This window comes from Rufibacter sp. JT3400010, assembly GCF_054956755.1.
In genome coordinates this window covers 1-12,927 of sequence record NZ_JBUDXA010000019.1, presented here as the reverse complement: position 1 = coordinate 12,927, position 12,927 = coordinate 1, and the positions used below count along the sequence as shown (strand labels likewise).

Annotated in this window: 14 protein-coding genes; 3 read left to right on the top strand and 11 right to left on the bottom strand. The window is 50.0% G+C overall.

Going from position 1 to position 12,927, the window contains the following annotated elements:
• Positions 1 to 51: 51 nt before the first annotated feature.
• From ACY0JR_RS15840 to ACY0JR_RS15805, 8 genes are all read right to left on the bottom strand, one after another.
• The gene (locus ACY0JR_RS15840; RefSeq protein ID WP_462635095.1) at positions 52 to 429 is read right to left on the bottom strand and encodes a hypothetical protein; all 378 of its coding nucleotides are present in this window, start codon (positions 427 to 429) and stop codon (positions 52 to 54) included.
• Positions 430 to 546: 117 nt separating this feature from the next.
• Positions 547 to 1,215 carry a hypothetical protein gene (locus tag ACY0JR_RS15835; RefSeq protein ID WP_462635094.1) on the bottom strand — a complete coding sequence of 223 codons (669 nt, stop codon included), beginning with the start codon at positions 1,213 to 1,215 and terminating at the stop codon, positions 547 to 549.
• A 568-nt stretch (positions 1,216 to 1,783) separates the two neighbouring features.
• Entirely contained in the window at positions 1,784 to 3,955 is a 2,172-nt protein-coding gene (locus ACY0JR_RS15830; RefSeq protein WP_462635093.1) for a flotillin family protein, read from the bottom strand.
• A 17-nt stretch (positions 3,956 to 3,972) separates the two neighbouring features.
• The gene (locus tag ACY0JR_RS15825) at positions 3,973 to 4,605 is read right to left on the bottom strand and encodes a hypothetical protein (RefSeq protein ID WP_462635092.1); all 633 of its coding nucleotides are present in this window, start codon (positions 4,603 to 4,605) and stop codon (positions 3,973 to 3,975) included.
• Positions 4,606 to 4,706: 101 nt separating this feature from the next.
• The gene (locus tag ACY0JR_RS15820; RefSeq protein ID WP_462635091.1) at positions 4,707 to 4,898 is read right to left on the bottom strand and encodes a hypothetical protein; all 192 of its coding nucleotides are present in this window, start codon (positions 4,896 to 4,898) and stop codon (positions 4,707 to 4,709) included.
• A gap of 177 nt (positions 4,899 to 5,075) precedes the next feature.
• The gene (locus ACY0JR_RS15815; RefSeq protein WP_462635090.1) at positions 5,076 to 5,510 is read right to left on the bottom strand and encodes a hypothetical protein; all 435 of its coding nucleotides are present in this window, start codon (positions 5,508 to 5,510) and stop codon (positions 5,076 to 5,078) included.
• 12 nt (positions 5,511 to 5,522) lie between these two features.
• Positions 5,523 to 5,921 carry a YbjN domain-containing protein gene (locus ACY0JR_RS15810; protein WP_462635089.1) on the bottom strand — a complete coding sequence of 133 codons (399 nt, stop codon included), beginning with the start codon at positions 5,919 to 5,921 and terminating at the stop codon, positions 5,523 to 5,525.
• A gap of 44 nt (positions 5,922 to 5,965) precedes the next feature.
• The gene (locus ACY0JR_RS15805) at positions 5,966 to 6,184 is read right to left on the bottom strand and encodes a hypothetical protein (protein WP_462635088.1); all 219 of its coding nucleotides are present in this window, start codon (positions 6,182 to 6,184) and stop codon (positions 5,966 to 5,968) included.
• A gap of 268 nt (positions 6,185 to 6,452) precedes the next feature.
• On the opposite strand from ACY0JR_RS15805, the gene ACY0JR_RS15800 reads away from it, so the two are divergent.
• Positions 6,453 to 7,229 carry an XRE family transcriptional regulator gene (locus ACY0JR_RS15800; RefSeq protein ID WP_462635087.1) on the top strand — a complete coding sequence of 259 codons (777 nt, stop codon included), beginning with the start codon at positions 6,453 to 6,455 and terminating at the stop codon, positions 7,227 to 7,229.
• Between the two features lie 485 nt (positions 7,230 to 7,714).
• Here ACY0JR_RS15800 and ACY0JR_RS15795 read toward each other — a convergent pair whose 3' ends face one another.
• The gene (locus tag ACY0JR_RS15795; protein ID WP_462635086.1) at positions 7,715 to 9,547 is read right to left on the bottom strand and encodes an AMP-dependent synthetase/ligase; all 1,833 of its coding nucleotides are present in this window, start codon (positions 9,545 to 9,547) and stop codon (positions 7,715 to 7,717) included.
• Between the two features lie 270 nt (positions 9,548 to 9,817).
• Here ACY0JR_RS15795 and ACY0JR_RS15790 point away from each other — a divergent pair, with 270 nt between their 5' ends.
• Positions 9,818 to 10,309, top strand: a complete 492-nt coding sequence (locus ACY0JR_RS15790) for a phospholipase D-like domain-containing protein (RefSeq protein ID WP_462635085.1) — start codon at positions 9,818 to 9,820, stop codon at positions 10,307 to 10,309.
• A 7-nt stretch (positions 10,310 to 10,316) separates the two neighbouring features.
• Here the strand turns inward: ACY0JR_RS15790 and ACY0JR_RS15785 are convergent, their stop codons facing one another.
• Positions 10,317 to 10,655 carry a hypothetical protein gene (locus ACY0JR_RS15785; protein ID WP_462635084.1) on the bottom strand — a complete coding sequence of 113 codons (339 nt, stop codon included), beginning with the start codon at positions 10,653 to 10,655 and terminating at the stop codon, positions 10,317 to 10,319.
• A 122-nt stretch (positions 10,656 to 10,777) separates the two neighbouring features.
• Positions 10,778 to 11,122, bottom strand: coding sequence for a hypothetical protein (locus tag ACY0JR_RS15780; protein ID WP_462635083.1), 345 nt, complete (start codon positions 11,120 to 11,122; stop codon positions 10,778 to 10,780).
• Between the two features lie 420 nt (positions 11,123 to 11,542).
• On the opposite strand from ACY0JR_RS15780, the gene ACY0JR_RS15775 reads away from it, so the two are divergent.
• A complete protein-coding gene (locus ACY0JR_RS15775; RefSeq protein ID WP_462635082.1) occupies positions 11,543 to 12,478 on the top strand; it encodes an isoaspartyl peptidase/L-asparaginase family protein in 936 nt (311 codons plus the stop codon).
• Positions 12,479 to 12,927: the final 449 nt, after the last annotated feature.

Below are 12,927 nucleotides of genomic sequence, written 5' to 3'. Positions count from 1 at the left end.
TATCTGATACTCCCCCTTTGAAGGGGGTAGGGGGATGTTTACACCTGCAGATTACGGCATTTTTATTACGTTTCTTTTGTCAAGAAAAGCAGTTCCATAGCCCCAGCACAACAGTGAGAACAGAATCATGGTAGAGGCATACCCAATAGCAGCCTGTCGGTCAGAGATACGTTCAGTGCAACTCCACCAATCCGCTTCTACATACAATACCTGAAGAAAAAACATGAGGGTAGTAAAAAAGCTGATTACTAATCCAAGTGCTAAATATTGATATCTATTTCTTACTGTTTTCAACTTTTCCCAAAGCAGCAGATTGAAAACAGTAGGTAGGAAGACCATGCACAAAGGCGCGACAAAGAGCAGCAGCACCGTAACTATGAAGCCTATTGCTCCATAGCTGACAAGGATTCTAAGTCTCTCCTGCATCATACTTTCCCTATTTAACAATGCGTGACCTCCTGTGTCAACATCCCCCTACCCCCTTCAAAGGGGGAGTATCAGATAAAGTAGCAAGAGTAAATTGTTTTTACTGTTTGTACTCCTCCGTTAATTCCGCAACTGGGCTAATTGCTGCTTTAATTCTTCTACTTTGTTGGCTTCAGATTGCTGCTCACGTTTCAATTTCACTTCTTTTTCGCGGGCCAGTTGCTTGTGGGCTTTGAATTCTTCGGTGAGTTCGTCGTAGGCGTTGATTTTCTCCTGGGTCACGCGGTTGCTGTTTTTGTACATGAAGGCAAAGACGGCGGCCACTGCTCCTAACGCCAGAATAATGACTAAGCTCAGAATCACGTACACCTGCTTGTCCATGTCAATACCCAACACCGACAGGCTGGCGACATCATGGGCCCCTTGCTGGATTTGTCTCTCTTTCTGGGCGTTTACCTCTTGCAGCGCCTGTACCTGCGCTTTTTGGTCGGCTAGTTCTTTCTGGGTCTGGGCTAGTTTGACGGCAGTTTCTTTTCCGGCGTTCTTAATGCTTTGCTGCCGGGCCCGCAGTGTGTCTTGTACGCTTGCAAAGAAGGCATCCAACCTGGCTTGATTGACCACCTTATGCGGTTGGTTGTATTTTATCTCAGTGGAGGAACGGTACTTTAACGCAGTGAACTGCTGTTGCAGGCTGTAGTTGCCCCCACTTTTAGCCGGAGCAGGTGTTTGGGCCTGGCCCGCGGTCATTACTAAAACACTCAGGAGAAGAGAAAAAGAAATAGCTTTCATAAAGGGATACTTTGCGTCAATAATTCTAAGGCTAAAACTAAAATTACTGATTTAAAACCAAGCTAGAAAAACATTGACCATTAAGTTTTCCCACAGAATGACAGTTTTTACCCACAATCCCATTCTAACTTCTTCCTATTCCGTCTTCTACCCACTTCTCTAAAAATGGCCTGAAAAAGACATTTGTGATTGGGAATACCTATATTAAAAGGTGAGAACGAGCCAATTCCTTCGTTCAAAGTGTAGATACTTACCTTCATGAGCCTGCTGTCTGCAAATGCCAGTTTGAGGCTTACGCTCACTGAAGTTTCAAACTTCAGGTCATTTTAGGTCCAAGTTGAAAACTTGAACCATAATGTAAGAGCCATAAAGTTTTAAAAGAAATTTTCCCAAATCGCATGAGCCTTTGCTCAAAAGACCTCGCAGTGTCCGAAGGTCCTGCGAGTGTCTGCGCCATCAACGCTTTCAACCTACTTTCTACAAAACCGGCCTGAAACGCTTTTCGCTCAGGTTCAGCACTCTTAATCCCCGCTCTCCTGCTTGAGAAGAGCGGGGATTGAGAAGTATCTTAATTCAACGTGTAGACCGGTCTGTCACCAAGTCCCAAAGCAGAAGCCGTAGAAGTCAGCTCTTTCAAGGTGTTGGTAGTGGCTTCGTCCAGGGTCTTTTGCTGCATCATTTTCAGAAGCAAGGCCGAAACGCTGAGGTTGCGCACGTCGTCTGAGTTCATGCCGAACTGGGTGATGAAGCGTTGCAGGTTGGCTTTAAAGTCGATGTGGCCGTTGCTGTCTTTTTGGAAGAAAGCGTCTTTCACGGTGCCCAACACTTCGCTGTTGGTCACCAGGCGGTCTACCTGTTTGCCTTTGGTGATGGAGCCTACAATCTGGTCGAAGAACATGGTTTCACCGCCTACAATGTCAATCTTGGCGGCTTTGAGGGCTTCAGAGAGCACAGTGGCTTGGGAGGCGGCAATGTCTTTCTGGATAGTGATTTGGGCCAGTTCAATGGCTTTGTCTTTCTCCAGACGCAGTTTGAATTCTTCGTGCTCTTTGCCTACACCGTCCAGTTTCTTCATGGCCCCGGCTTTCTCTTCTATGCCTTTGGCTTCCACGGTGAACTTCTCGCCGCTCACACGGGCTTCGGCTAAGCCGCGTTTCTCTTCGGCGGCAGCCAGGTTGGCGATGATAGAAGCATCTGCGATTCCTTTCTCCTGGGTCACTTTGGCGGCTACCAATCCCAGTTTCTCTTCGGCTTCGGCCTGGGCCTCGGCTTGTACACGGGTGGCTTTGGCGGTGGCTACGGCCTGACGTTCGGTCACATTGGCTTCGGCTTCGCCTTCTTTCTGACGGGCGGCGGCTTTGGCTTCCATCACTTGCGCTTCTGATAATCCCACGGCGGCGGCCTGGGTGGCTTCGGCTTCGGCCATTACTTTCATGGCCTGGGCGCGGTTCACCGACGAGGTTTTCTCGGCCTCGGCGTCAATCAAGAGCTGCTGCGCTCTAAATTCAGCGGCTTGGCGGGCGGCTTCGGCGCCTTTGATTTCCTTCACCAACGCTTCTTCGGCGACCATGGTGGCGGTAGTGATGGCGACAGATTTCAGACGCTCTGCTTCGGCGAAGGCTTTGGTGTCTTTGATTTTCTCTTCTTCTTCTACCACCGCTTTCTCCACCGTAATCCGCTCGCGGATGATGCCCTGAATGTTTTTGCGCTCTTCTTCCACGGCTTTCTCTTTTTCAATTTGGGCCAGCGCCACAATGCGTTCTTTCTCGTTGTTTTCTAACAGGCGGGCCTGCTCCACGCGCACGGTTTCCACGGCATCTGTGCGCTGTTTGCTGCGTTCGGCCACCAAAACCTGGCGCTCACGGTTCTGCTCGGCAATCATGACTTCCTCATCGGTGGCAATGCGGGCCCGTTCGGAAATCATGCGTTGTTCCTGGGTTACTTTCTCAATCTCCGCCGATTCTCTGGCTTTGATGCTGGCAATCTCGCGGCGTTGTTTTTCCTGGTTCTCTGCCAATTGCTTCTCCAACTCAAGAATGGTCTCCTGCGCCTCTACGTTCTGCTTTTTGATGGTTTTCTCGCGCTCGCGCTCAATCAGGTTGGCCTGTACTTTCTGGCGGGCGGTTAGGTCAATGATTTTTTTGATACCTTCGGCATCCAGAATATTGTTCTCGTTCAGGCTTGATAGTGGCGTTTGCTCCAGGTAGTCAATGGCGCAGTCGTCCAGCACGTAGCCGTTCAAATCTGTACCAATGGTTTGCAGAATCTGGCGTTTGAAGTCTTCGCGGCTTTGGTAGAGCTCCACAAAGTCGAAGTGCTTGCCCACGGTTTTCAATGCCTCGGAGAATTTAGCATCAAACAGGCTTTCCAGTGCGCCCGGGTCTGAGGCTCTTTTACAGCCGATGGACTGCGCCACCTGCACCACGTCTTCCTGGGTTTTGTTTACGCGCAGAAAGAAGTTCACCTTGATATCGGCGCGCAGGTTGTCTTTACAAATCAAACCTTCGGCCCCGGTGCGGGAAATCACGATGGTTTTAAGGGTGATGTCCATCACTTCCAGTTTGTGGATGATGGGCACCACGAAGATGCCGGAGAAAGAGACTTTGGTGTCGCCCATGCCGGTACGCACCATGGCTTCGCCCTGAATGGCTTTGCGGTACATCTTGATAATGACCACAAACACCCCGAAGACAATGACCGCCATCAGAAGGACAGATGTGAGAGTAAGGGTTTGAAACATAGAATTTTGACAAAGGGTTAAAGAGAGGAATAAGGTTCTATTAAATAAAGATTTTTTTCAGGCAGATACTCAATGACCACGGCCGTCTGGCCTTTCTGGACGAGGTTATTCTGAGCCGTTTTCACGTTCAAAAGCACCGGCGAGCCGCTGGTTTTCACGGCCGCCTGCCCAATCTGGGCGTTATTAGCCGGAAGCAAAACGGTACACATCTGCCCAATGAACGCGGTGTTAGGCGCTTCTTCTTTCTGCATGGCGGCAAACAGCTTCACAAAAGGCAGCGTCAGGAACTTGGCCACGAACAGACAGAAAACCAGAAGCGGCACCATGAGCAGAAGCCCCACCCAATTGGACTGCGTGCCCAGTACGTGATTGACGCCCACCGACACCGCCCAATACGGCAGCGCGAAAAAAGACAAGAAAATCATGAGCGGCACCCGGCCCAGGTTAAAGAACGCCAATACCGCGTCAACTCCTTCCAATGAAGAAAGTCCGTCAGCGTCCACATCTGTATCCAATTCAAAATCAACGTCTAACGAGCTAATATCCAGAATACCTACAATAACGGTGAGCCAGTAGAGCAGTACAAAAACGAGCAGGCCGCTGGCAAAAACGTTGGCAATGGAGAAGGAGGCGTGTAAAAGTTCTGGCATAGGCGAAGCTGGGGTTCTCTAAAAGTACAAAATCTGGCGCAATCTCCCTAAATAATTCTATCTGGCGAGCAGATTATTTTCCTTTAGGAGTTTTCCAATACTCAGGAGAACAAACCCGGCGACAGCACCTCCAGGCAGACGGCTTGCCAGAGCTGCACCCGCATCTCCAGCAGTTGCGGGCCCACCTCGGCCAGAACGGGCACCAGCGCCTCGGCCACTTGATTAACGTCCTGCGCCTCTTTCCCTAACCAGAAGCCCACCGCCGCGAAAAAGATAAATCCTACTTGTCCCATTGTAAAAAGAGTGCTGAGTGCTGAGTCTTGCGTTATGAATCCTGTTTCGTTTCATTTTCAGCCTTGTGTAGAGAAAAGGGGCAGAAAACGGCGGGGCTCTTTTCGCTTGCCAGCGGCAAGGCTGGAATTCATTTTTTGGCCTGTTTTGAGAAAAAGGAGCCGAAAAGGCTTTTCTTTCTAGGGCTGCCCGGGAGCTTGGTTTGCCTCTGGGGAGGTGTTGGCCTTGTCACCGGCCGGTGGGGTTGCGTGCCCTTCGGCGGCGTGTTCGTTCTGGTTTTGGAGCAAGGTCACAGAGCCCAACGTGCTGAGCTGCGCCATCTGATGGTTGATGGTGTTAGTGGCAGAACTGACCATTACCCGTGACCGAAGCACCCGTAACTGGACTTCCAACTCACTAATGGTATCTTTCAGGGTCTGCGCAACCCGCTCTCTGCCATCTGGGGCGGGTTGCCCCTCCTGCCCAGACACCGCCAGGTCTTCCTTGTTCTTCTCCAGCTGGGCCAGCAGTTGCCGGAGATCTTCTTCCATCTGCTGAATGGCAGTTTTCAGTTCCTCTACGCTGGGGTGCGCTTTTTTCTGGTTTGATTTTAGAATGCGTTGCAGAATATTCATGACAGGCAAGGGTTAGCTTTTAGAAAATTGATGAAGTTGATCGGCGTATTCGCTCAGTAAAAGGGCCAGCGAATTCATGGAAGCCTCCAATTCGTGTAAGTCCAGTTTGCTCATTTGCAGGGTATCACGGAAGATGAGCCTTCGGCCCGATTCGTCCAGCACAAACGCTCCGTGAATGATGTCGCGGTTTTTCTGGAGCAGGCTCTGGCAGATTTCCACCGTTACCTGGGGCAGTTCCAGAATGTACTGTTCCATGATCAAAAGCGGGTCTGTGCAGCCTATGACCAAGTTCTTGATGCCCAGGCTTTCCTTCTCCACCACAAACACGCAGTCGTGCGCGTTTTCATGGGTAATCTGGTAGTCCAGTTCCACCAGATAGTTTTTCACTTGCAGAAAGTAGTTGTGTTTCATCTTTTTCTCAATATTTCTGTTTCTAAGCTACGCCCGTTCATTCATTAAACCTCGGCTTCCCTCGCTGAAAATACCTTTCGCAACAGGAAAAAGACCAGTACATACACTACAACCCAAGAAGCAACATCAAGCACAAACCTGAGGGTGAACACCCCTTCTGTGAAAATGTCATATTCAAACCCGGCCAGGTTCTGCGCCACCTTCACAAGCACATAGGTGATCAAAATGGGAAGCCAAGACGCGAACTGATTTCTCTTTTTCATCTGATTTTACATTTCTGGTTTCTAAACGCTACCCCTACTAAACACTCATTCACCTCTAGGCTGCTATCCTGCTCATAATCCTGACGTAGCAAGCTTGTTTTTCCTTTTTGCCCGTTTACAGAAAAACTACCTTAAAACGTTCCTTTTTGCTCACACTTGTAGCAACATTCAATTTTACTCCTTATCTTGTGCTGATTTCGAGAGCAATTATACTACAAAAAATAGATACGCTCAAAATTGTAGCAGGTTTATTTTTAAATAAATTTTTATGTCGTGCATCGGGAAGAACATCAAGAAGATTAGGACGGTCAAAAATTTGAGCCAAGCAGCCTTTGCGCAACTGTTTGATTTAGCGCGACCTAGCGTGGGCGCGTATGAAGAAGGCAGGTCTGAACCCAAAATTGACACGCTTATTCAGATTGCCCGGCAGTTCGAGATCAGTTTAGACCTCTTAATTACCAAAGAACTCACTGTTAACGATTTAGCCGGATTTGATATTTTTAAGCGGGACTTACACCAGGACAACCTGCTCATAAATGTAGCAGCCCCTAAAAAGCCAACTCACGGCACAGTGCTGGTCATGGCCACCGAGCAAGCCGCCTACTTCCAACACAGGCAGGAAAAACAGTTCGTAAACGGCCTGCCCACTCTGCTTCTGCCCGGCGAACCCCAGCAGTTGCACCGGGCTTTTGAGCATACCGGTTCAGAGATGCAGTACCAGCAACACGGCCTTCGCCACGGCGATATCCTGTACTGCTCCTCAGTAGGCACAGATGCTTCCCAACTGAAGACAAACGAAGTCTATTTACTTGTCACCGCCCACAAACTGATTACCCGCCGTTACCAGGGCCTCACCGCCGAAGGCGCCTTCCTCCTGAAAGCCGATAACCCGGACTATGAACACCTGGCCATTTCACCCGAAGAGGTTTTGGAGATCTGGCACGTAGACGGCGTTTACAGCACGTACCTGAAATCACCGTCCTCCCTGGAAGATAGGCTGACCAGGCTAGAGAGCCTGGTACGGAAGCTGACGGGAGGCGAGTGAAGGATTGAGTGATTGAGAGAATGGATGATTGAGAGAATGAATGGATGGATGAAACTGGGAGGGCAGTGGCTTGGGGTTGGCTTTCTTCACTTTGCAGCTAGCATTCTTACTATAAGACACGCTCCTTCAACCTGCTTTTGGGGTATTTTTCTAAAAACAGCCCTAAAGAGCGAAACCAATAGCAACCGCTGGCGCGAGCGTCCCGCTCGTGTCCGCACGCATTCCCGATCCTCTTTTGCTTTCTTACAAACACTCGATGTGCTGGGTTATTCCTTTGCGTTCCAACCTACTTTGTCATCTTGGAAAGATCTTGTGGACGAACTAGAAAACCTTGTCTTAAGCGCTTTTACCGTTTGCTCACAAGATCCTTTCAGGATGACAAAAGAGGGGAAGTGCAGGAAATGCGTGCGGACACGAGCGGGACGCTCGCACCAGCGGTGGTACGGACACAAATTACAAGGGCCGTTTGGGTAAAGCGTTGTAAGCTAGGCGAAGATTTCCTGGATGGCGTTCTGGTATTTTTCAAACAGCACTTTGCGTTTCAGTTTAAGGGTAGGCGTGAGTTCTCCGTTGGCCACTGTCCACTCCTGGGGTAAGAGGGTAAATTTCTTGAGCTGCTCTACCGGATTGAAAAAGTGGTTGTATTGTTTCACTGCCTCAGAGATAAGCGCCCGCACCCTTTTATCTGCCACGGCAGCCAGGTTCCCCGGGTAGGGCAAACCTTGTGCGGAGTACCACTCCTGCAAGGCCTGGAAGGCGGGCACAATCAGGGCGCCTACAAATTTCTGGGACTCCCCTACCACCATGATCTGCTCAATCCATGGACTTTCCACCATTTTGTTTTCAATGGGCTGAGGCGCCACGTATTTGCCGCCGCTGGTTTTGAAGAGTTCTTTTTTGCGGTCGGTAATCTGGAGGAACTTGCCGTTCACCAGCCGACCAATATCGCCGGTGTGCAGCCAACCGTCTTTAATCACTTCTGCGGTAAGATCAGGGCGTTTGTAATAGCCCATCATGACGTTGGGGCCTTTGCAGAGAATTTCGCCGTCCTCGGCAATCTTTACCTCTACCCCTTTTAACGGCGGACCCACGGTGCCAAACATGCGGTTTTCTTCAGGATACCGGTTACCGCTGATAATGGGTGAAGCCTCGGTTAAACCATATCCTTCTTGGATCACAATACCGGCGGCGGTAAAGACTTTGAGCAACCTTACCTGGCAGGCCGCTGCTCCGGTAATAATGGACTTCACCTCGCCACCCAGCGCTTCGCGCCATTTACTGAAGACCAGTTTATCTGCCAGGGCTACTTGCAGTCTGTACCCAAAAGGAAGTGGGGTGTTGATCTCATAGCGCTCCGCCAGTTTCAAAGACCAGTCGAACAGGCTTTTTTTGATGCCCGTGAGTTCTTTTCCTTTCCTCAAGATGCCTTCGTACACTTTCTCCAGCAGGCGGGGCACCGTCGTAAACATGGTGGGCTTCACCTCCCCCAGATTTTGGGCAATGGTGTCCATGCCCTCAGCGAAATAAACAGAGACACTGGCATAGAGATAGCAATAGGTGGCCATTCGCTCAAAGGCATGGTTCAAAGGTAGGAAACTGAGCGCCCTTTTGCCCCGCACGCCTATTTCTTCAATGACCAGGGTACTGCTGAACATGTTGCTCAGGATATTGCGGTGCGAGAGCATAACGCCCTTGGGCGTGCCGGTGGTGCCGGAGGTATAGAGAATAGAAGCCAGATCTTCGGGCTGAATGCTTTCCTTGCTCAGGGTTAATTGCCGTTCCAACTCAGGCGAAACCTCAAAGAGCAGTTCTTTCCAATGCCGGGCTTGGGGAACCTGATGGAACGTGTACACGGCCTGCAAATGCGGTATGTTTTCCCGAAGGCCAATCACCTTTTGGTACAAAGCCTTGTCTCCCACAAATACCGTTTTCACAGCCGCATCTTGCAAGATAAACGTCAGTTCTTTGGCATTAATAGTTGGATAGATGGGCACAGAAATGGCCCCTATCTGCTGAATAGCCAGGTCCACGAACATCCACTCGGGGCGGTTAGCGCTGATGATCGCAACTTTATCACGGCCCTCCTCAGAACCATCACCCGCCGAAAGACCGGTTGCCAACAGCCCCATGCTCAGTAGGTTCACGGTGTCAATCACCTCTTGGGTAGAATACTTTCGCCACTTGCCCTCCTCTTTGGCGCCGAACATATCCTCCAGGGGCATATGGTGTAGTTGATAGGCCAGACAGTCAAACAGTCTGGTGGGTTCGGCAAGCGGGCCGGTCTCTGGCGTCAACACATGTTGAGGGTGCTTTGTCATGTCAAAAGGGCAGTATTCTGTGCGCAAAAGTACCCTACTAGTACGACTTAAAGAAAAATGAGATATCCTGCGCCGCCAGGAGAAAGCCACTTTTACCCGTAGGAATGGGCACTGGCTGCTGGTTTGAAATCCATAAAAAGGAAAAGCGCTTGTAGAAGGGCGGCTGCTCTTGGTCGTTTAGTTACCTTTGGTTTGGGGTTAAGGAATTTGCGGCGACCCAATCAAGGGGAAGTTTGTATCTTTCCGGCGGAACCACTTATTTTCTTTCGCTTGAAAAATGTCTTTTCCCTCTTCAGGAACACCCCTGCCATACAGGATGCGGTGTACTTCAGCCCCGGCGAAGAATGCCTGAACGCCATTCTGGCGTGCATTGGTGCGGCTACCGCTTCGTTAAAAATCTGCGTGTTCACCATTTCAGATGACCGCATTACCAACGCTATTCTGGCGGCCCACCGCAAAGGCATCAAAATACAACTGCTCACAGACAATGAGAAGCTCTTTGACAAAGGGTCAGACATCAAACAACTGACGCAGGCGGGTGTAAAGGTCAAGGTAGACAACACGCCCAACCACATGCACCACAAGTTTGCCATCATAGACCACGCGCACGTACTCACGGGCTCTTACAACTGGACCCGCAGCGCCGCCTTGTACAACCATGAAAACGTGCTGGTCACATCAGATGCCCACGCCGTGGCGGCGTATTCCCAGGAATTTAACCGACTGTGGGAAGAAATGGAGTTCTATCTAAAACCCTGGTAATAACTAATCAGGAAACGGTTTTACGCCCGTTTGCTCTTATCTGGTGCAGTTTCATACGCACCAGAAACTCCCCAAACAGGGCGTTGCTGTAGGTGGTAAAGTTATCTAAGATAATACCTTTGATACCGCTGGGTGCCGAGACCGCGTAAAGTACCGCCACTTTATGGGCGCCTTTGTGCTTTTCAAATCTATGGCTCTTTTCTACCTGCAACTCCTCTGGTGAGAAGATTTCCTTTGTTTGCTGGCATTGCCACCCTTCTGGGCAGCAGGTAAACGTATGAGAATACCCCTGCTGTCCTAAGTAAGAAAGCGCCTCTTCCAAATCTTTGAATTTATCCAACCCCATTTCGCTATGCTGCTTTTACTTCTTAAAAGATGAGAAGAAGTACGCTATAGATTCTATTGAACTTCAGATGTTCGCGTAAACCAGTTTCTTCCTTGCCTTACCCAAAGAAGAACTGCCGAACCCTATGATGCCTGCACCAACTGGTACGCCTCTTCAAAATCTGGCACCAATGTGAACATTGTATCCAGTTTAAACAACTCCAATACCTTCCGCTGCTGGGCACTTAGGTGTAAGAGCGTAATAGTCACTTTATATGATTTAAGTACGAGTAATTGGCTTATAAAGTGACACAAACCCTTGGTTCTTATACATTTAAGACTAGAACAATCTACCCAGATACTACATTGCTGCGCAGACAACCGGGGGCTTTGCAAACGCCTGGTTAAACGGTGATCTGAGGCGTCTACATCGTCCTGCAATAGAATAATCATGTTATCGCCTCTCTTTTCTGTAATGATCTTCTGCATACTATCTTCCTTTCTATCGTTTGGTATGGGACATGCTCCATATCTGATGAACAGTCCTAGAGAACTACTGTAGCCCACTCATAAAAATTTATATTTCCGGAGATACTCAGGTGTATAGCATACGTTTTACGGCCCCTGGAAAGTGCCCGAAGAAACACGGCAATTCTCCTGTTAAAACACGGTATTTTTCTACTCCTTACCAGAAAATCAGAACAGCACACTTAAAACAAAGGGAATTTTTAAGTTAGAATACCAATTTCAGCCTTAAACCAGGAAAAGGCGTTGGGCAATATCGCCTCCGTAAAATCCCTATTCTGATTCCGTATTTATCAGGTCAACCGCACCTGAGCCTTCCCGTACATTCAAGCACCCGGGCAGAGGGCCCGTACCCTGAAACCGAACCTAAAGACACCACATACTATGGAGAAGAAGTGGGTGATTGCCATTCATGGTGGAGCCGAAAACAAGAGCCGTGATGAGTTAAGTGATTCCAAGCAAGCAGCGTATGAACAGGGCCTGGAAAATGCCCTCATGGCCGGCTGGCATATCTTAAAGAACGGCGGCAGCGCGTTAGACGCCGTAGAGGCGGCTGTGAACAGCATGGAAAACAACCCGCTTTTCAACGCCGGCAAAGGGGGCAGCCTCACCAGCGACCATACCACTGAGTTTGACGCCGCCATCATGGACGGGAAAACCATGCAGGCGGGTGCCGTGGCGGGTGTAAAACACGTCAAGAACCCTATTTCACTGGCCAAAGCGGTCATGACCCAATCTAAACACGTGATGCTGGTGGGCCCAGGGGCCGAAGAATTTGCCCGCGAACACAACCTGGAACTGAAACCCGACGAGTATTTCCTGACCCAGGAAAAAGAGAAATCCCTCAAAGAAGCGAAGAAAGAAGAAGCCACTACAGACCATGACACCGTGGGGGCCGTTGCCCTGGACATACACGGCAACCTGGCCGCCGCCACTTCTACCGGCGGACTGGTCAACCAACTTCCCGGCCGGGTGGGCGACTCCCCCATTATTGGCAGCGGCGTGTACGCGAACAATGAGGTGGTGGCCGTTTCCTGCACCGGCGACGGGGAAGGCATCATGCTCTCCAACGTGGCCCATGAAGTGTACGCCCTCATGAAATACAAAGAACTCCCGCTCCCAGAGGCCGCCAAAGAAGCCATGTCCATCTACCGCGACCGCATTGAAGGGGACCGCAACTTTATAGCCCTGGACCCCAAAGGCAACGTGGAATTCAGCTTTGAAACCAGCCTCATGTTCAGGGCCTGTAAACGCAACAATGACCCCACCTACCTTGCCATTTGGAAGGATGACGAGCCTCAATGGGAAAAGGAAGAGTAAGCCCAGCAACACCTTTCCGCAGAGAGCAATAATAGGTAAGCCACTTTACTCAGGCCGTTTACTTTTGGGCAGTTTTGCAGAAAATGGGCTGAAAATGGCGGTGGCGCAGACGCTCGCAGGTCCTCCGGACGCTACGAGGTCTTGGGAGCAGGCGACATTGCGGAAAATAGGCTGAAAACGCAAAAAGCTATTAGATCTTAAAAACCTCACAGGTTTCAACTTACACAACTGGCGCGAGACTCCAGTCTCGTGACTGTGGATGAAGCGAGTCTCCAGACTCGCCGAAAACCACCCGATAGGAGCATCATTCTTACAGAAGAATGATGCTCCTATCGGCCAAAGGCCGAAGGTAGCACACACGTGTCTGGGAAGTGGACGAGGAAACAAACAGAACAAGCCACGGCCCTGGGGTTTGGGGGGGGTTTTCCGAAAAAAACCCCCAAAAGCAG

What these genes read in the sequence shown, in the direction of transcription:
- ACY0JR_RS15840 (WP_462635095.1), bottom strand. Translation starts at nt 429, where the DNA reads ATGATGCAGGAGAGACTTAGAATCCTTGTCAGCTATGGAGCAATAGGC.
- ACY0JR_RS15835 (WP_462635094.1), bottom strand. Translation starts at nt 1,215, where the DNA reads ATGAAAGCTATTTCTTTTTCTCTTCTCCTGAGTGTTTTAGTAATGACC.
- ACY0JR_RS15830 (WP_462635093.1), bottom strand. Translation starts at nt 3,955, where the DNA reads ATGTTTCAAACCCTTACTCTCACATCTGTCCTTCTGATGGCGGTCATT.
- ACY0JR_RS15825 (WP_462635092.1), bottom strand. Translation starts at nt 4,605, where the DNA reads ATGCCAGAACTTTTACACGCCTCCTTCTCCATTGCCAACGTTTTTGCC.
- ACY0JR_RS15820 (WP_462635091.1), bottom strand. Translation starts at nt 4,898, where the DNA reads ATGGGACAAGTAGGATTTATCTTTTTCGCGGCGGTGGGCTTCTGGTTA.
- ACY0JR_RS15815 (WP_462635090.1), bottom strand. Translation starts at nt 5,510, where the DNA reads ATGAATATTCTGCAACGCATTCTAAAATCAAACCAGAAAAAAGCGCAC.
- ACY0JR_RS15810 (WP_462635089.1), bottom strand. Translation starts at nt 5,921, where the DNA reads ATGAAACACAACTACTTTCTGCAAGTGAAAAACTATCTGGTGGAACTG.
- ACY0JR_RS15805 (WP_462635088.1), bottom strand. Translation starts at nt 6,184, where the DNA reads ATGAAAAAGAGAAATCAGTTCGCGTCTTGGCTTCCCATTTTGATCACC.
- ACY0JR_RS15800 (WP_462635087.1), top strand. Translation starts at nt 6,453, where the DNA reads ATGTCGTGCATCGGGAAGAACATCAAGAAGATTAGGACGGTCAAAAAT.
- ACY0JR_RS15795 (WP_462635086.1), bottom strand. Translation starts at nt 9,547, where the DNA reads ATGACAAAGCACCCTCAACATGTGTTGACGCCAGAGACCGGCCCGCTT.
- ACY0JR_RS15785 (WP_462635084.1), bottom strand. Translation starts at nt 10,655, where the DNA reads ATGGGGTTGGATAAATTCAAAGATTTGGAAGAGGCGCTTTCTTACTTA.
- ACY0JR_RS15780 (WP_462635083.1), bottom strand. Translation starts at nt 11,122, where the DNA reads ATGCAGAAGATCATTACAGAAAAGAGAGGCGATAACATGATTATTCTA.
- ACY0JR_RS15775 (WP_462635082.1), top strand. Translation starts at nt 11,543, where the DNA reads ATGGAGAAGAAGTGGGTGATTGCCATTCATGGTGGAGCCGAAAACAAG.